The 20,128-nt window shown below is 44.6% G+C and carries 20 protein-coding genes; 13 read left to right on the top strand and 7 right to left on the bottom strand.

Features of this window, described 5'->3' with window-relative positions; all coding sequences use genetic code 11:
* The 6 genes from EAE92_RS24825 to frdD form a co-directional block, all read left to right on the top strand.
* The coding region (locus EAE92_RS24825; RefSeq protein ID WP_246545355.1) for a transposase at positions 1 to 619 on the top strand (619 nt) is incomplete at its 5' end.
* 146 nt (positions 620 to 765) lie between these two features.
* Positions 766 to 1,524, top strand: coding sequence for a transposase (locus tag EAE92_RS22665; protein WP_214069679.1), 759 nt, complete (start codon positions 766 to 768; stop codon positions 1,522 to 1,524).
* A 294-nt stretch (positions 1,525 to 1,818) separates the two neighbouring features.
* On the top strand, positions 1,819 to 3,615 hold the full coding sequence (frdA, locus tag EAE92_RS22670) for a fumarate reductase (quinol) flavoprotein subunit (RefSeq protein ID WP_214069680.1): 1,797 nt from the start codon (positions 1,819 to 1,821) through the stop codon (positions 3,613 to 3,615).
* Positions 3,608 to 4,342: a succinate dehydrogenase/fumarate reductase iron-sulfur subunit gene (locus EAE92_RS22675; protein WP_214069681.1), complete on the top strand. Its 735-nt coding sequence runs from the start codon at positions 3,608 to 3,610 to the stop codon at positions 4,340 to 4,342. Before frdA ends, EAE92_RS22675 begins: the two co-directional genes overlap by 8 nt.
* 17 nt (positions 4,343 to 4,359) lie before the next feature.
* Positions 4,360 to 4,752, top strand: a complete 393-nt coding sequence (gene frdC / locus EAE92_RS22680) for a fumarate reductase subunit FrdC (RefSeq protein ID WP_214069682.1) — start codon at positions 4,360 to 4,362, stop codon at positions 4,750 to 4,752.
* A 16-nt stretch (positions 4,753 to 4,768) separates the two neighbouring features.
* Entirely contained in the window at positions 4,769 to 5,122 is a 354-nt protein-coding gene (gene frdD, locus EAE92_RS22685; protein WP_065391664.1) for a fumarate reductase subunit FrdD, read from the top strand.
* A 151-nt stretch (positions 5,123 to 5,273) separates the two neighbouring features.
* Here frdD and sugE read toward each other — a convergent pair whose 3' ends face one another.
* Both sugE and efp read right to left on the bottom strand, forming a co-directional pair.
* Positions 5,274 to 5,588 (bottom strand): quaternary ammonium compound efflux SMR transporter SugE, encoded by a 315-nt coding sequence (gene sugE / locus EAE92_RS22690; RefSeq protein ID WP_036776061.1) that lies wholly within the window; start codon positions 5,586 to 5,588, stop codon positions 5,274 to 5,276.
* Positions 5,589 to 5,822: 234 nt separating this feature from the next.
* Positions 5,823 to 6,389 (bottom strand): elongation factor P, encoded by a 567-nt coding sequence (efp, locus tag EAE92_RS22695; protein ID WP_036776062.1) that lies wholly within the window; start codon positions 6,387 to 6,389, stop codon positions 5,823 to 5,825.
* Between the two features lie 38 nt (positions 6,390 to 6,427).
* Here efp and epmB point away from each other — a divergent pair, with 38 nt between their 5' ends.
* Positions 6,428 to 7,456, top strand: a complete 1,029-nt coding sequence (epmB, locus tag EAE92_RS22700; protein ID WP_214069683.1) for an EF-P beta-lysylation protein EpmB — start codon at positions 6,428 to 6,430, stop codon at positions 7,454 to 7,456.
* A gap of 59 nt (positions 7,457 to 7,515) precedes the next feature.
* Here the strand turns inward: epmB and EAE92_RS22705 are convergent, their stop codons facing one another.
* The 5 genes from EAE92_RS22705 to EAE92_RS22725 all read right to left on the bottom strand — a co-directional run bounded on the left by EAE92_RS22705 (position 7,516) and on the right by EAE92_RS22725 (position 12,778).
* Positions 7,516 to 7,860: a DUF4156 domain-containing protein gene (locus EAE92_RS22705; protein ID WP_214069684.1), complete on the bottom strand. Its 345-nt coding sequence runs from the start codon at positions 7,858 to 7,860 to the stop codon at positions 7,516 to 7,518.
* Between the two features lie 807 nt (positions 7,861 to 8,667).
* Positions 8,668 to 9,552: a LysR family transcriptional regulator gene (locus EAE92_RS22710; protein ID WP_246545356.1), complete on the bottom strand. Its 885-nt coding sequence runs from the start codon at positions 9,550 to 9,552 to the stop codon at positions 8,668 to 8,670.
* 550 nt (positions 9,553 to 10,102) lie between these two features.
* On the bottom strand, positions 10,103 to 11,749 hold the full coding sequence (groL, locus tag EAE92_RS22715; RefSeq protein WP_214069686.1) for a chaperonin GroEL: 1,647 nt from the start codon (positions 11,747 to 11,749) through the stop codon (positions 10,103 to 10,105).
* A 49-nt stretch (positions 11,750 to 11,798) separates the two neighbouring features.
* Entirely contained in the window at positions 11,799 to 12,092 is a 294-nt protein-coding gene (locus EAE92_RS22720) for a co-chaperone GroES (protein ID WP_036809429.1), read from the bottom strand.
* 197 nt (positions 12,093 to 12,289) lie between these two features.
* The gene (locus EAE92_RS22725; protein ID WP_036809432.1) at positions 12,290 to 12,778 is read right to left on the bottom strand and encodes an FxsA family protein; all 489 of its coding nucleotides are present in this window, start codon (positions 12,776 to 12,778) and stop codon (positions 12,290 to 12,292) included.
* Between the two features lie 376 nt (positions 12,779 to 13,154).
* Between EAE92_RS22725 and aspA the strand changes: the two genes are divergently transcribed.
* The 6 genes from aspA to EAE92_RS22755 all read left to right on the top strand — a co-directional run bounded on the left by aspA (position 13,155) and on the right by EAE92_RS22755 (position 20,083).
* Entirely contained in the window at positions 13,155 to 14,579 is a 1,425-nt protein-coding gene (aspA, locus tag EAE92_RS22730) for an aspartate ammonia-lyase (RefSeq protein ID WP_105398409.1), read from the top strand.
* A 140-nt stretch (positions 14,580 to 14,719) separates the two neighbouring features.
* A complete protein-coding gene (locus EAE92_RS22735) occupies positions 14,720 to 16,021 on the top strand; it encodes an anaerobic C4-dicarboxylate transporter (RefSeq protein WP_214069687.1) in 1,302 nt (433 codons plus the stop codon).
* Between the two features lie 184 nt (positions 16,022 to 16,205).
* Positions 16,206 to 17,933 (top strand): protein-disulfide reductase DsbD, encoded by a 1,728-nt coding sequence (locus EAE92_RS22740; RefSeq protein WP_214069688.1) that lies wholly within the window; start codon positions 16,206 to 16,208, stop codon positions 17,931 to 17,933.
* A gap of 17 nt (positions 17,934 to 17,950) precedes the next feature.
* Positions 17,951 to 18,523: a division control transcriptional repressor DicD gene (gene dicD, locus EAE92_RS22745; protein ID WP_214069689.1), complete on the top strand. Its 573-nt coding sequence runs from the start codon at positions 17,951 to 17,953 to the stop codon at positions 18,521 to 18,523.
* A 109-nt stretch (positions 18,524 to 18,632) separates the two neighbouring features.
* A complete protein-coding gene (locus EAE92_RS22750; RefSeq protein WP_246545358.1) occupies positions 18,633 to 19,178 on the top strand; it encodes a transposase in 546 nt (181 codons plus the stop codon).
* Between the two features lie 146 nt (positions 19,179 to 19,324).
* Positions 19,325 to 20,083: a transposase gene (locus tag EAE92_RS22755; RefSeq protein ID WP_214069690.1), complete on the top strand. Its 759-nt coding sequence runs from the start codon at positions 19,325 to 19,327 to the stop codon at positions 20,081 to 20,083.
* Positions 20,084 to 20,128 lie beyond the last annotated feature (45 nt).

Genomic DNA, 20,128 nt, shown 5'->3' on the forward strand with positions numbered 1-20,128 from the left:
AGAGGGTGTCGCAAAAGTTAACCCTTATCAGCTAATATCAGTTAAGCTCTGGGTTAATATTCCAAACGAGACCTTCTATGACTCAATTCCTACGGCAACTGACACCTTCCGTTCATACCGGGCGTCAGTTTGTCACCGCTCAGCAACTGTACTGGAAGGAACTCTTTCCCTCCATGACTATTTGAAGCAAGTGGGGGAACGCGCGGCATTTATTGTCTCCGATATCCTTGATGAGCAGAATTGGGCCCCTTTCGAACGCGATTACGCCTCATCCGGTAGAGCGCCGTATTCCCCACGTTCCATGATGGGCATTCTGCTTTATGGACTCATGAAAGGGATCAGTTCTCTCAGAGGACTTGAACGGCTGGCACGTCTGGATTTGGGATGTCTCTTTGTGAGTCATGGCATTACTCCTGATCACGCCAGCCTTAGACGTTTCATCTATCAACATCAATCCACGCTGACGGACTCGTTTTTTGAAGGGGTAGCCTCATCCGTATTACATCACAGTCAATCCGATGTTTCCTGTCTGGCGGGGGACGGAACCGTGATAGAAGCGGCGTGTTCTCACTATAACCTCCTGACTCAGGAAGCGATTTTGCGAGAAAAAAAGCGTTAACTACCGCCCCCGCCAATCCCCAAAAAGCAGATAAAATCAGGCGACTGGAACAATCTGCCGCCGTCTTACAAATCCGACAAGAAAATCGTGAAAAAAACGGTAAAGACGCCAGCCAGTTACGTATCAACCCGATAGAGCCAGAAGCGATGATCCAGCGGCTCAAGCGGGGACGGGGATTTTCCAGTGCGTATAAACCTTCCGTTTTGGTCAATGAGGCCCGTATCATTGTTGCTCAAACAGTCGATCCTTCCAGTGAAACACGAGTTGTCGCGGATTTACTGGCTCAACATTATCGGCTATCAGGGTGTCATCCCAAAACCCTCTTACTGGATGCGGGTTATTTTCATGATGAGGTTATCGCTGAGGCTCAAAAACACGCGATCCTGTTGTTCTGTCCTGAAGGTAATGACCGACAGAGCCCAAGAAAAATCTACCCAAAATCGCGGTTTATTTATCATGCGGAGAAAGACCTTTATATCTGCCCGGCCAATGATAAGTTACTTCATGTCAGTACAGTAAAACCGTCCGAAAAGAGCCGTGGGCATCGGGTTTACACGGGAGCAAATTGTGCCGATTGCCCGAAAAAAGAAAAATGTACGCAAGCGAAAAAGGGCAGAAAAATTAAACGTTACCCGGAAGATGAAGCGCGGGATAAACTGCGTTCACGTATGACCAACCCGGAGTCAAAGCGGATATTGAGTCAACGAAAAGTCATGGTAGAACCGATATTTTCTGCCTTACGGGGTATCCAGGGACTGGAGCGTTTTCGGCGCAGAGGTTTATCGGCAGTCAGAGTGGAATTTACCTTGCACGCCATAGCGTATAACTTATCAAGGGCCGTTGCCCTGATATTATGGGCTATTTTTAGCCTGTCATGGGTTGTCAGTCCCAATAACAGGCAATAAATCTCTGTGGGTTTATTGTCAATGCCGGCCTTTTGCGACACCCTCGCACTGGCGAGGGTTTACGGCGGATTTTGCTAAATCTGACAATAATACCCTTTCATATCAAATTTATCTCACTTAGAAATCGCTATACTTAATCCAATACAAATAGTAATAAATAGCTGTCCTTAATCGTTAAAGCACAGGATTTTACCTACAAAATCTTGCTATATAAGAAACAATAACAACAACATTTAGGAAAGTTACGACGATTTTGCTTACTAATTAATTTAACTTAAATAATGGAGAAGCACAGTGCAAATCTTTAATGCCGATCTCGCTATTATCGGAGCCGGAGGCGCTGGTCTACGTGCCGCAATTGCCGCCGCTGAAGCTAATCCTCAAATGAAGATTGCTCTGATCTCAAAAGTTTACCCAATGCGTAGCCACACTGTGGCAGCGGAAGGTGGATCAGCCGCAGTCACCCAAGCTCACGACTCCTATGATTTCCATTTCAACGACACAGTATCCGGTGGTGATTGGTTATGTGAGCAAGATGTTGTTGAATACTTCGTCGAACATTGCCCGACAGAAATGATCCAGCTAGAGCAATGGGGCTGTCCGTGGAGCCGTAAAGAAAATGGTTCCGTCGACGTGCGTCGTTTTGGTGGTATGAAAATAGAGCGTACTTGGTTCGCTGCGGATAAAACTGGCTTCCACATGCTGCATACGCTATTCCAGACTTCCCTTAAGTACCCTCAAATCCAGCGCTTTGATGAACATTTTGTCCTCGATATTCTGGTGGAAGAAGGACAAGCACGCGGTCTGGTTGCACTAAATATGATGGAAGGCGCCAGAATTCAGGTAAGAGCCAACGCCGTCATTATGGCAACCGGTGGTGCAGGCCGTGTATACCGTTACAATACCAACGGCGGTATCGTGACCGGTGATGGTATGGGCATGGCATTCCGTCACGGCGTACCACTGCGTGATATGGAATTTGTTCAATATCACCCAACCGGTCTGCCTGGTTCCGGTATCTTAATGACAGAAGGTTGTCGTGGTGAAGGCGGAATTCTGGTCAACAAAGATGGCTACCGCTATTTACAAGATTATGGCCTCGGCCCTGAGACTCCATTAGGCAAACCTGAAAACAAATATATGGAACTAGGTCCTCGTGACAAAGTTTCTCAAGCTTTTTGGCATGAATGGCGTGCCGGTCGTACTATTTCAACTCCACGTGGCGATGTGGTTTATCTTGATCTCCGCCATTTGGGAGAGAAGAAATTGCTTGAACGCTTGCCCTTCATCTGTGAACTGGCAAAAGCGTATGTCGGCGTTGATCCCGTTAAAGAACCCATTCCTGTCCGGCCTACGGCACATTACACGATGGGCGGTATCGAAACTGACCAGAAATGTGAAACCCGCATTAAAGGGCTGTTCGCTGTCGGTGAATGTTCTTCTGTCGGCCTGCATGGCGCAAACCGCCTTGGTTCCAATTCTCTGGCTGAATTGGTGGTCTTTGGCCGTCTGGCGGGTGAAGAAGCTGTAAAACATGTTCAACAAACCAAACCCGTTAATGACCGCCCATTAGACGCCCAGGCCCGTGATGTAGTCGCACATTTGAACAACTTACTGAAACAGAAAGGGACGGAAAGTTGGTCGAAGATACGCGATGAAATGGGGATCTCGATGGAAGAAGGCTGCGGTATCTATCGCACCCCTGAACTGATGCTGAAAACAGCTGATAAAATTGCTGAACTAAAAGATCGCTTCAAACGAGTGAAAATCACCGATAACACCAATGTGTTCAACACGGATCTATTGTACACCATTGAGCTTGGCTTCGGCTTGGATGTGGCTGAATGTATGATTCACTCTGCGATAAACCGTAAAGAGTCCCGTGGCGCTCATCAACGCCTGGATGAAGGTTGTACCGAACGTGATGATGAAAACCTCCTAAAACATACGCTCGCTTTCTATAACCCTGGAAGTATCCCTCACCTAGAATACAGCGATGTGAAAATCACCAAATCCATACCCGCAAAACGTGTATATGGCGGTGAAGCCGCAGCACAAGAGAAAAAGTATAAGGAGCAGGAGAATGGTTGATATGAACACCCTGAGAGTGGAGGTCATGCGCTATAATCCAGAAAGTGACCATAAACCCCATTTTATAACCTATGAAATTCCTTATGATGAACAGACTTCTCTACTTGACGCCCTAGGTTACATTAAAGACAATCTCGCTCCCGACCTCTCTTACCGCTGGTCTTGCCGTATGGCTATCTGTGGCTCTTGCGGCATGATGGTTAACCGAGTGCCGAAGCTAGCCTGTAAAACCTTCCTGCGTGATTATCCTCCAGGAATGAGAGTTGAAGCGCTAGCTAACTTCCCTATTGAACGTGACCTGGTAGTGGATATGACCCACTTCATTGAAAGCCTGGAAGCGATCAAACCATACATCATCGGGAATGACCGCAAACCTTTTGAAGGCCCAAATATTCAAACTCCAGCACAGATGGCGAAATATCATCAATTTTCCGGCTGTATCAACTGTGGCTTATGTTATGCCGCTTGCCCTCAGTTTGGTCTGAACCCTGAATTTATCGGCCCAGCGGCAATCACGCTGGCTCACCGTTACAACCTCGACAACCGCGACCACGGTAAGAAGAAGCGTATGCCCCAACTTAACAGCCAAAATGGGGTATGGAGCTGTACATTCGTTGGTTACTGTTCTGAGGTCTGTCCGAAACATGTCGATCCAGCCGCAGCAATCCAACAAGGCAAGATCGAAAGCGCGAAAGATTTCATGATCGCCATGCTAAAACCACAATAAGGGGAGAGAAGAAAGTAATGACGACTAAACGTAAACCTTATATCCGCAGCATGGCTCCCAACTGGTGGCAGAAACTGGGCTTTTACCGCTTCTATATTCTGCGTGAAAGTACCGCCGTTACGACTATGTGGTTCAGTATCTTACTAATATACGGTCTATTCGCTCTAAAAGGCGGCGCACAAAGCTGGGATGAATTTGTCACATTCCTGAAAAACCCCGTCATCCTGCTGATTAATATCATCACTCTGCTAGGTGCTCTGCTGCATACTAAAACCTGGTTTGAGCTAGCGCCGAAGGCAGCTAACGTAGTGATAAAAGGCGAAAAAATGGGAGCTGGACCAATAATCAAACTACTATGGGCCGTCACTATTATCGTCACCATGATTATATTAGGCATAGCCTTACTTTAACCTCAAGGAGGATCTAATGAATCAAATACCTAAACGTTCCGATGAACCGATTTTTTGGGGATTATTTGGCGCCGGTGGGATGTGGGGCGCAATTGTAGCCCCTGCCATTATTTTATTGGTAGCAATCCTTTTACCATTGGGAGTAGCGCCGGAAGCATTAAGCTACACACGAATTCTAACTTTCTGTCAGAGCTTTATTGGTCGTGCGTTCCTATTACTGATGATTATTCTACCGCTATGGTGCGGTTCACACCGTATCCACCACGGTATGCATGACCTGAAAATTCATATCCCTGCAAGTAAATGGATTTTCTACGGCCTGGCCGCGATCCTGAGTGTTGTCGCGATTATTGGGGTTTTTACGTTGTAGTCGAACTATTCTGAATATTGTGCTTTCCGCTGGTTCATTTATTTTCCTTTCGATAATGAACTACTACAAAAAGTCGGTATTTCTTGATAAAGAATATCCCATATAGAAGCTGCACTGCCAAAATGTGAAGCCTTTGGAGTGCAGTTCAATATTAACTGGACAATTTCAAACCGATAATACCGGCGATAATCAGAACAAAACTTAGAATCCGGGCAAAACTTGCAGATTCACCGAACACTATAATGCCAAAAATGGCGGTACCCACTGCCCCTATTCCAGTCCACACCGCATAAGCTGTACCTATTGGCAAGCCTTTCATCGCATAAGCAAGCAACCCCATACTGAGCGCCACAGCACCGGCTGTAATAAGGCTCGGTATCAACCGGGTGAAACCATGAGTATATTTCAGGCCAACCGCCCAGACGACTTCGAATAAACCAGCAATAACAAGAACAAACCAGGACATATCAACGCCCCATATATAGTTGTGGAGTCGTCCCCAGAAAACGGCAGTATATCCAGGTCGTCCCGGATAACCATTAGAAACAGAGATGAATTATAGTCGTGTAAAATTGCAGTATCAATAACACAATATCGTGAGCTTAAAAGACAAAATAGCCATGCCCGGTATTATCACCAATAAAGAAAAACCACAGTCTGCTTCCAGAACTGCGGCTTTTATCGAATACAGTCGGGGTAATTATTTCACGCGAGAAACGTATTCACCAGAACGGGTATCCACTTTAATCACTTCACCGATTTGAACGAACAGTGGTACTTTAACTACCGCACCAGTGCTCAAAGTTGCTGGTTTACCACCCGTACCCGCGGTATCGCCTTTCAGACCTGGATCAGTATCCGTAATTTCTAATTCAACAAAGTTTGGTGGAGTCACAGAGATAGGCTGACCATTCCACAACGTCAGGATACACTCAGCTTGTTCTACTAACCATTTCGCATTATCGCCAACTGCTTTTTCATCAGCCGCTAATTGCTCGAAGGTTTCGTTATTCATAAAGTGCCAAAACTCACCATCGTTATACAGGTAAGTCAGGTTCATATCCATCACGTCGGCAGATTCTACAGAGTCAGTAGACTTAAAGGTCTTTTCCAGCAGTTTACCGGAAATCAGCTTACGAATACGAACACGGGCAAACGCCTGACCTTTACCCGGCTTCACGAATTCACTTTCAAGAATAGCGCACGGCTCGCCATCTAACATGATTTTAAGACCTGAACGGAATTCATTGGTACTATAAGTAGCCATGGAGATCCTCTTTCTAAACAAAATGGCTTAGCCAAAAAATGGCGCACATTATAACCCCAAAGATCATCATCAGAGAAGACTGGTTGAAACAACTTACAGATGTTATTACCGACCCTGATGAATTATTACAATTATTATCTTTAGATGAACACCCGACATTGAGTAAGGGGAGTGACGCACGTCGCCTGTTTCCACTACGGGTACCTAGGGCTTTTGTTGCACGTATGCAAGTAAACGATCCTGATGATCCGCTGTTGCTTCAGGTCATAACGACACCAGAAGAATTCACGCTTACACCCGGTTTTTCTACCGATCCTCTGGATGAACAACGTAGTGCTGTCCCCGGTCTATTACATAAATACCGTAATCGCGCACTATTGCTGGTTAAAGGAGGATGCGCGGTTAACTGCCGTTATTGCTTCCGCCGTCATTTCCCATACGAAGATAACAAAGGTAATAAACGCAATTGGCAGCAAGCGTTAGATTACATTCAGCAACATCCTGAGCTTGATGAGATTATCTTCTCTGGCGGCGATCCTTTAATGGCAAAAGATCATGAACTTGATTGGTTGATCAGCAATCTGGAAAAGATTTCCCATATCAAACGACTGCGTATTCACACTCGTCTGCCTGTGGTTATTCCTGCCCGGATCACAACAACACTTTGTGATCGGCTGGCGCAATCAAGACTACAGGTGCTCATGGTGACACATATCAATCATGCTAATGAGATCGACCAATCCTTACGGAACAGCATGATATTGCTGAAACAAGCAGGTATCACGTTATTAAATCAAAGTGTGCTGTTACGCAGTGTCAATAATCATTCTGATACTCTGGCTGATTTGAGCAATGCTCTGTTTGATGCAGGCATTCTGCCTTATTACATTCATGTGCTGGATAAAGTACAAGGAGCAGCCCACTTTATGGTCAGCGATGAAGAAGCCAGGGAGCTTATTCGAGAATTACTGACAAAAATTTCAGGTTACTTAGTACCTCGTCTGGCAAGGGAAATCGGCGGAGAACCGAGTAAGACGCCTCTTGATTTGGGATTAAGGCAAAATTAACAAAAAATTCATGCCCGGATACTTTTCAGCCGGGCATATCATCCAAACTCTGAATGCCATTACTGGCATTTATAGACCTGACCAATCATTTTACTATCCAGTGGAGCAAAGCTCGATAACAGACTTTCACTCGGACTGGTGACTCCATAAATCACATTTCCCCCCATGACTGCGGCTTTATTGCGTAAATCATTGGCTGCCCCACGCATCGAACTGCTTTCATTACTTACACCAGTCATCCAGTTGCTTTGTGTACCTGTCACTTCACCTAACAGCTGACATTCGCTGCCAGGCTTAGTGTCAACAAAACGCACCTGTGAACCTCCAGAAGTTAATTGGTTGGTGGTTGTACACCCTGCCAGCAGTAGCAACACTGAAGCGTTGAGCAAAACTTTAATTCGCATGTTTTTCCTCACTCATTGTTGTAAATTCGACAATTAATCAACAATATACCTTGTTGTGCACCAATATCGCAAAAAATAATTTAATAAAGTACCCTTAAGGTAAAATGTTTAGGCTAAAAATCTTTTATACCAAGATGAATTCAGTAAAAAAACAGGGAAAATAACCGAATAAATAATACGAATAAGCTCAATAAGTTACTTTTCCCATAAAAAGGTAACTCATTAATTATCCCATTGGTTATCTCCCCAAAAAACATTTTATCCATTATATAAATGGCCTGATAGGAAATTCACAATACTACAAGTGCCAAAACTAATATGGATTATAAATTCCCCTACATCTCTCTTAATTTAAAGAATCAATCTGCAATATTAAAAGTATAATGTAAATATTTAACCAATTCGTTAGCTCCTAAGAGCTCCTTGAATAAACTTATAATAATCATACATATATTTCCTGCTAGCATATTTTCGCTTGTTTTCTATCTGATAAATTCAACTCATATGTTACGAATGATATTAAACTTAAACCATATCATTAAAAATACCATTAGAACATCTATCAACAGTTTTAAGTTGGTAATATCTCATAACAATCTTTTATTAAATAATGATCTGGCAGTATATTTCACAAAAATTACACTTATTAAGATGATTTGGCAATTATACTCATCTTAATTTCATGTGTATTTTATTATATATAAATAATTATGTCTTTTTAACACGGATTCAATTTGAATACAGATATTTCATTGATACCACGATAACACTCGATCAAATATTTTCGTGGTACCAATTTTATGGTTATTACCATCCATCACCAATATGGATGTGCTCTGCTAGATAATCGAGAAATACCCGTACTCGTGATGGAGGCTGCCTGCCTGTGCCGACAAAAGCGGCATATATTTCTTCCTTATCGCCAGGATTATAATTCTCAAGTACAGGTAGCAGCAAACCAGCCTGAATATCAGCATTCACATGGAAGCGGGCCAGTCGTGCTAAGCCAAGTCCTGCTATTGCAGCTTTACGCATGGTTTCTCCATCACCAAGTAACAAGTTCCCTGAAGGCAATTGTTGCCCCCACTCTTCCGAACCGATGAAAGGCCAGGCTTTCACATGGCGGGTGAAACCAAAACCAAGTCGATTGTAACGACCCAGATCGCTAGGCGTAGCGGGCATCCCTACTCTTTCAAAGTATGAAGGAGATCCTACCACAACCATTCGACTTGACCCCAGCCGGCGCACCATGAGACATGAGTCGTCCAGAGGGGGACCGGTACGAATTGCCACATCGCTATGATCATCAAGTAAATCCACTACCAAGTCACATAACGAGATGTCGAGCGTGATCTCCGGGTAGCATTGCAGGAAGTCCGGTAATAAAGGCATCAAGCAATGTTTTCCAAACGCAACATGACAATTCACACGTATCCGTCCACGCGGCGCCGTTCCCTGATTTGCCTCTTGTTCTGCGGCTGTGATGTCCTCCAAAATCCTGACACTACGCTCATAGAAAACAGAACCCTCAGCCGTTAATTGAAGTTTACGTGTTGTTCTATTCAACAGCCGCACACCAAGTCGTATCTCCAGTCGATTAATAAGCTTACTGACTGCTGATGGCGTCATGTCGAGCTTGCGAGCAGCGGCAGAGAGACTCTCCGACTCAATTACCTGAACGAATACAGCCATTTCTGTGGATCGATTAAATTTGTGCATAGATATTTGAATTATTTTCCAAAGTCCTATGGATAAATGAATTTTAGTCTAATATGCTCATTTTTTCTAAACTTAAGGAAATATTTTTTTGCTTAAGAACTTGTCCTATGCCAAATCATCTTTATTACTTAACACCTTGAACCGCTTTTTAAGCTAATGAAGAGGACAATCACTTTGTAAAGCCGCAGTTTCACATGGAGCAGGAGCAGGAGCAGGAGCAGGAGCAGGAAACAGTGTTGCACAAACTTTAATCACGAGTATAGCAGCACTACAGAAGGAAAAGGAGAAGAGGACATTATAGCAAGAGCAACATCACTTCAACGTACATTTTTCATAAATATTACGGAAATACAGGCTTTCATCCCTATCTGAAATCAGACCCGGAGACCGATATCCAAGCTTGAACCTCAGCCCGGATATCGGATTTTTTAAATGCTATTTTAGCGGGGTGGGGATATTCACCACGATATTAATCGGTGACCACAATGGACGTAGCCCGCCAGGCTAGCTACCTACGCGACTATTACATCATGCCGCCCATACCGCCCATGCCACCCATACCGCCTGCGGCACCTAAATCAGCTTTATCGTCTTTAGGCAGATCAGTGATCATACATTCAGTGGTGATCATCAGACCAGCGATAGATGCCGCGAATTGTAGTGCGGAACGAGTCACTTTAGTTGGATCCAGAATACCCATTGCGATCATATCGCCATACTGTTCAGTCGTTGCGTTATAACCGTAGTTGCCTTCACCCGCTTTCACGCTGTTTGCGATAACAGATGGCTCTTCACCTGAGTTGTCAACGATCTGACGCAAAGGAGCTTCCATCGCGCGCATTGCAACACGGATACCTACGTTTTGATCTTCGTTATCGCCTTTCAGACCAGCAATAGCAGCCGCAACGCGAACCAGAGCGACACCACCACCAGCTACCACGCCTTCTTCTACTGCTGCGCGAGTTGCATGCAGAGCATCGTCAACGCGAGCACGTTTTTCTTTCATCTCAACTTCTGTTGCAGCGCCAACTTTAATAACAGCAACACCGCCAGCCAGTTTAGCTACACGCTCTTGCAGTTTTTCACGGTCATAATCAGAAGTGGACTCTTTGATCTGCTTATTGATCTGAGAAACACGGCCTGCAATTGCAACTTCTTCACCAACGCCATCAATAATGGTGGTGGTATCTTTGTTGATAACGATACGTTTTGCCTGACCCAGATCTTCCAGAGTTGCTTTTTCCAACTCCAGACCAATCTCTTCAGAAATAACATTACCGTTAGTCAAGACAGCGATATCTTGCAGCATAGCCTTACGGCGGTCACCGAAGCCAGGCGCTTTAACCGCAGCAACTTTGACGATGCCACGCATGGTGTTAACAACCAGAGTAGCCAATGCTTCACCTTCAACATCTTCCGCAATAATCAGCAAAGGCTTGCTTGCTTTAGCTACACCTTCCAGAACTGGCAACAGTTCACGGATGTTGGAGATTTTTTTATCTACCAGAAGAATATATGGATTTTCTAATTCAACAGAACCGTTTTCTGGTTTGTTGATGAAATAAGGAGAGAGGTAACCACGGTCGAACTGCATACCTTCAACGACATCCAGCTCGTCTTCCAGGCCAGTACCTTCTTCAACGGTGATTACACCTTCTTTACCGACTTTATCCATCGCTTCTGCGATCAATTTACCCACAGTCTCGTCGGAATTCGCGGAGATAGTACCTACCTGAGCAATAGAGGTGGAATCTGAGCAAGGTACGGACAGCTTTTTCAGTTCTGCCACTGCCGCAACCACGGCTTTATCAATACCGCGTTTCAGATCCATTGGGTTCATACCAGCGGCTACGGCTTTCAGACCTTCAGTAACAATAGACTGAGCCAATACAGTTGCTGTTGTTGTGCCGTCGCCCGCAGCATCATTCGCTTTAGAGGCAACTTCTTTCACCATCTGAGCACCCATGTTTTCGAACTTGTCTTCCAGTTCAATTTCACGAGCTACGGAAACGCCGTCTTTAGTGATTGCAGGAGCACCGAAAGATTTATCCAGCACAACGTTACGGCCTTTAGGACCCAGGGTTACTTTTACTGCATCAGCGAGAATATTCACACCACGTAGCATCTTAACGCGAGCGTCGCTACCAAATTTTACGTCTTTAGCTGCCATTGTTTCTTTCCTTTAAATTCGTTCAGTTAAGAAGATCTAAGCGCAACAATTACGCTTCAACAATTGCCAGAATGTCGCTTTCAGACATGATCAACACTTCTTCGTTGTCGATCTTCTCTGACTTAACACCGTAACCATCGTTAAAAATAACGATATCTCCAACTTTCACACACAGTGCTTTTACATCACCGTTTTCAAGGATGCGGCCATTGCCCACAGCCAGGACTTCGCCACGAGTGGATTTACCCGCAGCAGTGCCAGTCAGCACAATACCGCCAGCAGATTTTGATTCAACTTCTTTACGCTTGACGATTACACGATCATGCAATGGACGAATATTCATTGATAGCTCTCCTATAAGAAAGTCCATATCAGGTAAGAGGATTGATACCAGCATGCTTTCATTAAACCAGTATCATAATAAATTAAATGGGGACTTATTTATGATACTTCAAGGGCAGGCAAAAAAATATTTTACTTTTTTCTTGCCCACAGAAAAAAACCGATGATTAAACTAAACATTCAGAAAATTACCGCTTATCAATGAGGCTTATGCTCGTCATCATCGGGTTTACTATCTTTCAACGTACGGGAGGCGTTATCCTGCTTACGCTCATATTCACCCTCGAAAGTATTACTATCTCGTCTAAACCCACCGCTATTATGAGGACGATAGAAATTGATATGTGGCATCAGTTTCATCACTAATGTTTTTTGAACCGCTGGCAGTAACAACAGCAATCCAAGGAAATCCGTAAAAAAGCCGGGAAGGACTAACAGGAAACCCGCCAGCAAAAGAGAAACGCTTTTTATCATTTCTGCGGCCGGACTCTCGCCATTAACCAGCTTCTGCTGGATCTGGAGAAAATTCTTTATGCCCTGACTGCGTACCAAAGAGATACCGACACAAGAAGTAAACAACACCAGTAACAGAGTTAACAGCACACCTAGTTCGGAGGCAACGCGCACAAATAAGGTTGACTCAATGTAGACAAGCAAAAATATCAGGATAAATGGCAACCAACGCACTTGGTGCTCCTTCAATTGATTTGGATGAACGGGTTGTATCCTGAATAAATCATATCAACAAAATCCAAGGGACAACCAAATTAATATTTTTTAGTTTATTAAAGATATAATTGGGGTCACAGTTATCGTTTTCAATCCTCTGAAAATTCTGCTAATTAGACACGCAATTGTGATAAATATCACATATATCAAATCAGACTAAACAAATACCACTATAAAGTGATCCAGATTCAATGCATTTATTGCTAACCAGCATATGATCACGTGGGCAATCCGGTGATAAAAAGTTCATATCATAACTATTGCCGTTGGCAACATAATGATTTAATGAACGCATAATTAGACAGTAAAAACGTCATCTAATAAGAAGGTTCTCATGTCAAACAACATTCGTATCGAAGAAGACCTGTTAGGTAAACGAGAAGTCCCTGCTGAAGCCTATTATGGTATTCACACCTTACGTGCGATTGAAAACTTCCATATCAGTAACAACACCATTAATGATGTACCCGAATTTATCCGTGGCATGGTGATGGTAAAAAAAGCCGCAGCCTTAGCTAACAAGGAACTGCAAACTATTCCTAAAAAGATTGCAGACATCATCATCAAAGCATGTGACGAAGTACTCCATGCCGGCAAATGCATGGATCAGTTTCCGGTCGATGTGTTTCAGGGCGGCGCTGGTACTTCACTCAACATGAATACCAATGAGGTTCTGGCAAACATTGGTCTGGAACTGTTAGGCCATAAAAAAGGCGAATATGAGTACCTGAATCCGAATGACCATTTGAATAAAAGCCAATCAACTAACGACGCCTACCCAACCGGTTTCCGTATCGCAGTTTATAACTCCATCCTGAAACTGATCGAGTCTATTGAACTGTTAATTGCGGGCTTCGATAACAAAGCCAAAGAATTCAGCGATATCCTAAAAATGGGTCGTACCCAGTTACAGGATGCCGTTCCTATGACACTAGGGCAGGAATTCAACGCATTCTCTATCCTGCTGAAAGAAGAAGTTAAAAACTTAAACCGAACCTCTGAATTACTGCTGGAAGTTAACCTTGGCGCTACTGCTATCGGTACCGGCTTGAACACAGCGCCAGGTTATCAGAAATTGGCGGTTGAAAAACTGGCTGAAGTTTCAGGTTTACCTTGCATACCAGCCGAAGATCTAATTGAAGCAACCTCTGACTGTGGAGCTTATGTTATGGTCCACGGCGCTCTGAAACGCCTGGCCGTCAAACTGTCTAAAATCTGCAATGACCTGCGTTTGCTTTCTTCTGGCCCTCGTGCCGGCCTGAATGAAATCAACCTACCAGAATTACAGGCAGGCTCTTCTATTATGCCGGCAAAAGTGAACCCGGTTATTCCAGAAGTTGTGAATCAGGTTTGTTTCAAAGTTATTGGTAACGATATTTGTGTTACTATGGCATCCGAAGCAGGCCAGTTACAGCTTAATGTAATGGAACCTGCTATTGGTCAGGCTATGTTTGAATCTATCTCTCTGTTAAGCAACGCTTGCTGCAACCTGGTAGAAAAATGCGTTAATGGCATCACGGCTAACAAGGAAGTTTGCGAAAACTTCGTATTCAACTCGATCGGTATTGTCACCTATCTGAACCCATTCATCGGTCACCACAATGGTGATATCGTTGGTAAGATTTGTGCCGAAACTGGTAAGAGTGTTCGTGAAGTCGTGCTGGAACGAGGCTTACTGACCGAATCTCAATTGGATGACATTTTCTCTGTAGAGAACCTAAAATGCCCATCTTACAAGGCAAAACGTTTTGACGATTAAGTTGTTGAATATAATAAAAAATAGCTCTTAGCAACAAGGCACGCGACTCCAACTGGATAGCGTGCCTTTTTACTTCCCTACATGCACAAAGTATTAACCTAAAATTTTCAAATTTTTAATTATTTCAAGGAGTCACTATTATGTTAGCCGTAGAATTGATTATCGTTCTGCTGGCCATCTTCCTGGGTGCAAGATTAGGGGGAATTGGCATTGGATTCGCCGGTGGTCTTGGCGTTCTAGTGCTGGCGGTAATTGGCGTTAAACCAGGGCATATCCCATTCGATGTTATTTCTATCATTATGGCAGTTATCGCTGCTATCTCTGCAATGCAGGTTGCCGGCGGTCTGGATTATCTGGTTCAGCAAACGGAAAAACTGCTGCGTAAAAATCCAAAATACATCACGGTACTCGCACCTATCGTTACCTATTTCCTGACATTGTTTGCAGGTACAGGTAACATCTCTCTGTCAGCACTGCCTGTTATTACTGAAGTTGCGAAAGAGCAAGGCATTAAGCCATGCCGTCCACTTTCGACGGCGGTTGTAGCGGCCCAAATCGGCATCACCGCCTCACCCATTTCCGCGGCAGTCGTTTACATGTCTTCTCTGATGGAAGGCCACGGCGTCAGCTATATCCATCTGTTAATGGTGCTATTACCATCCACTTTCTCCGCTATCGTTCTGATGTCTTTCATCATCTCCTGGGCGTTCAATTCCAAGCTGTCTGATGATCCCGTTTACTTAAAGCGTTTGGAAGACAATCTGGTAACTCTGCGTGGCAGCAAACAAATCGAAGTTAAACCAAAAGCTAAAGCTTCCGTTCTGTTATTCCTGTCAGGTGTTATCAGTGTTGTTATCTATGCTATCGTCAATAGCCCAAGCATCGGCCTGATTGAAGAACCTCTGATGAACACCACTCACGCTATTCTGATCATTATGTTGAGTGTCGCAACTATCACGACGATGTTCTGTTCAATTGATACTGACGCTATCCTGAACTCCAGTACCTTTAAAGCGGGTATGAGCGCATGTATCTGTATTCTAGGTGTTGCATGGCTAGGAGACACTTTTGTACAGGCGAACATGGATTGGATTAAAGACACTGCTGGAGACTTAATCCACTCTCAACCTTGGTTGCTAGCGATTATTTTCTTCTTCTGTTCCGCCCTACTCTATTCTCAGGCGGCAACCGCCAAGGCATTGATGCCGATGGCTTTGGCTCTGAACGTCACACCATTGACAGCTATCGCTTCTTTCTCCGCGGTTTCTGGGTTGTTCATACTGCCCACTTATCCAACCTTGGTTGCCGCAGTTCAGATGGATGACACCGGCACTACCCGTATCGGCCGTTTTGTATTTAATCATCCATTCTTTATCCCTGGCACCATTGGAGTTGCACTAGCTGTGGCCTTCGGTTTCCTATTTGGCAGTATGATCCTCTAATTCCGGCTGCCAATAATCACTTAATCCAGGGGCGTATACCGCCCCTGACACCCCTCTCCCAAACGATCTATTTTCTCTGAAAACCTTCGATGACTGTTCTAATCTTAACCAGAGCACTTTCTGGTCTGACAGCCTTAGGTTATAGTGCTGAATCTATTTCATTTAATTAGCGATCATTATCTTTATGATTAAACGTACTCTGATGCTATTTTTGCTGCTTTGCAGCTCCCTCTTTACCCCAATGGCAGCGAACGCGCTGTTTGAACAACCGGGGCAGAATCTATATTTGCCAGTAGATCAGGCATTCATGTTTGATTTTCAGCAAAAAGGCGACAAATTGACGTTAGATTGGCAAATCAAACCGGGTTATTACCTTTATCGCAAACAACTTCATATTGAGCCGCAACAGGCCACACTGGGTAAAATCACGTTGCCACAAGGTACAGCTCATCGAGATGAGTTTTTTGGTGAAACCGAAGTTTATTTCCAACAACTTATCGTCAATGTTCCTGTTACAGAGGCGAACAACAATTCCAATATCGTTGTCACTTATCAAGGCTGTGCCGCCGCAGGATATTGCTATCCACCGGAAACCCGCCTTGTTCCATTGAGTGCAATTGTTCCATCAAAAACAACTGACGCAACACCCACCGAATCTGTTGAGAAAACACCAGAGAGTGCATCAAATGATCAACAACATTTACCTTTCTCACCACTCTGGGCAATTTTGATTGGCATCGGCATCGCCTTTACACCTTGTGTACTGCCGATGTATCCATTGATTTCCAGCATTATTCTTGGCAGCCAACGCCCTAATAGCCTAAAACAGATATTTTGGTTAGCACTCAGCTATGTTCAAGGCATGGCGATCACCTACACATTACTTGGATTGATTGTAGCGGCTGCTGGTCTACAATTTCAGGCCGCACTGCAACATCCGTATGTACTGATTGGCTTATCAGTATTGTTTACTCTGCTGGCACTATCGATGTTCGGCCTCTATTCTCTGCAACTGCCTTCCGCTGTTCAGACGCGTTTAGTCAACTGGAGCAACCAACAAAAAAGCGGTTCACTTTTCGGTGTATTCGCTATGGGTGCGTTAGCGGGGTTAATTTGCTCCCCTTGTACTACCGCGCCTTTAAGCGCTATTTTGCTCTACATTGCTCAAAGTGGTAATACTGTGGCAGGCGGCCTAACCCTTTATCTTTATGCTTTGGGAATGGGGTTGCCGCTCATCGTCGTCACCCTGTTTGGTCATAAACTCCTGCCACGTAGTGGGCCTTGGATGCAGTATGTTAAAGAAGCTTTTGGCTTCATTATCCTCGCGCTACCCGTCTTCCTACTGGAAAGGGTCATCGGTGATACCTGGGGAATACGATTATGGAGCCTGCTGGCAGCCAGTTTCCTGGGATGGGGATTTGCTCTGACGATTAGAAGCCAAAACGGTTGGGTACGAGTTATACAACTGATATTGTTGATTCTGATGCTGATAGCTACCCGTCCATTGCAGGATTGGTTTTGGGGTACAACTGTTACCCAACAGCCGCAACATAGCCTAAATTTCCGTCAGATAAATAACTGGCAAGAATTAGAACAAATAATGACACAAAACAGCCATAAAACCATTATGCTTGATTTCTATGCTGACTGGTGTACCGCTTGTAAAGAATTTGAAAAATATACTTTCAGCGATCCACAAGTTCAGTCACAACTGCGGGATACCTTACTGTTACAGGCCAATGTCACGAACAACAGCCCGCAACAGAAACAGCTTTTAGAAAAACTGAGCGTTCGGGGATTACCGACCATTCTGTTTTTTGATTCCCAGGGAAAAGAGATCCCCGATTCACGGGTAAATGGTTTTATGGATGCAACTCGCTTTAACGAGCATTTGCAACATCTGCCAAAATGATTCAGAAGGAGAACACCGTGCAACGAGAACAAGTTCTTAGTCATGCCTTAAACTTACTGGAGCAACATGGCTTATCCATCACAACTGAGATACTTTTTGGTTCGCTTAACATGGATATCGAATATCTCAAGCAATTCTGGCCTGATCGGGAAGCGCTGCTTTATGACTGCCTACGTTATCACAGCCAACAGATTGAAGTCTGGCAGCGACAAATATTACTGGATGAAAATCTGACACCAGAAGAGAAGCTACTAGCTCGTTATGCAGCCCTTGATGAAAAAGTAAAAGAGAAGCGCTACCCAGGTTGCCTATTTATCGCGGCCTGTAGCGAATTCCCTGAATCTGACCACCCTATCCATCAATTAGCTGAATTACAAAAACAGAGTTCTTCCCGTTACACCACCGAGCTACTACATCAACTGGATATTGAAGATTGCGAACTCGTTGCTAAACAGATGGAACTGATTCTGGAAGGCTGCCTGAGTAAGCTACTGATCAAACGGGATATTGATGATATCGCCACGGCAAAATTGCTGGCAGAAGATGTTTTAGCTATTGCCTTATGTCGCAAAAATGGTGCGTTAAGTTAACAAAAATCAGCGTGACTGCTCCCCACCGTAAACGAGGGTGTCGCAAAAGTTAACCCTTATCAGCTAATATCAGTTAAGCTCTGGGTTAATATTCCAAACGAGACCTTCTATGACTCAATTCCTACGGCAACTGACACCTTCCGTTCATACCGGGCGTCAGTTTGTCACCGCTCAGCACCTAACTGTACTGGAAGGAACTCTTTCCCTCCATGACTATTTGAAGCAAGTGGGGGAACGCACGGCATTTATTGTCTCCGATATCCTTGATGAGCAGAATTGGGCCCCCTTCGAACGCGATTACGCCTCATCCGGTAGAGCGCCGTATTCCCCACGTTCCATGATGGGCATTCTGCTTTATGGACTCATGAAAGGGATCAGTTCTCTCAGAGGACTTGAACGGCTGGCACGTCTGGATTTGGGATGTCTCTTTGTGAGTCATGGCATTACTCCTGATCACGCCAGCCTTGGACGTTTCATCTATCAACATCAATCCACGCTGACGGACTCGTTTTTTGAAGGGGTAGCCTCATCCGTATTACATCACAGTCAATCCGGTGTTTCCTGTCTGGCGGGGGACGGAACCGTGATAGAAGCGGCGTGTTCTCACTATAACCTCCTGACTCAGGAGGCGATTTTGCGAGAAAAAAAGCGTTAACTACCGCCCCCGCCAATCCCCAAAAAGCAGATAAAATCAGGCGACTGGAACAATCTGCCGCCGTCTTACAAATCCGACAAGAAAATCGTGAAAAAAACGGTAAAGACGCCAGCCAGTTACGTATCAACCCGATAGAGCCAGAAGCGATGATCCAGCGGCTCAAGCGGGGACGGGGATTTTCCAGTGCGTATAAACCTTCCGTTTTGGTCAATGAGGCCCGTATCATTGTTGCTCAAACAGTCGATCCTTCCAGTGAAACACGAGTTGTCGCGGATTTACTGGCTCAACATTATCGGCTATCAGGGTGTCATCCCAAAACCCTCTTACTGGATGCGGGTTATTTTCATGATGAGGTTATCGCTGAGGCTCAAAAACACGCGATCCTGTTGTTCTGTCCTGAAGGTAATGACCGACAGAGCCCAAGAAAAATCTACCCAAAATCGCGGTTTATTTATCATGCGGAGAAAGACCTTTATATCTGCCCGGCCAATGATAAGTTACTTCATGTCAGTACAGTAAAACCGTCCGAAAAGAGCCGTGGGCATCGGGTTTACACGGGAGCAAATTGTGCCGATTGCCCGAAAAAAGAAAAATGTACGCAAGCGAAAAAGGGCAGAAAAATTAAACGTTACCCGGAAGATGAAGCGCGGGATAAACTGCGTTCACGTATGACCAACCCGGAGTCAAAGCGGATATTGAGTCAACGAAAAGTCATGGTAGAACCGATATTTTCTGCCTTACGGGGTACCCAGGGACTGGAGCGTTTTCGGCGCAGAGGTTTATCGGCAGTCAGAGTGGAATTTACCTTGCACGCCATAGCGTATAACTTATCAAGGGCCGTTGCCCTGATATTATGGGCTATTTTTAGCCTATCATGGGTTGTCAGTCCCAATAACAGGCAATAAATCTCTGTGGGTTTATTGTCAATGCCGGCCTTTTGCGACACCCTC

The organism is Photorhabdus hainanensis, assembly GCF_018448965.1.
GTDB classification, from domain to species: Bacteria; Pseudomonadota; Gammaproteobacteria; order Enterobacterales; family Enterobacteriaceae; genus Photorhabdus; species Photorhabdus akhurstii.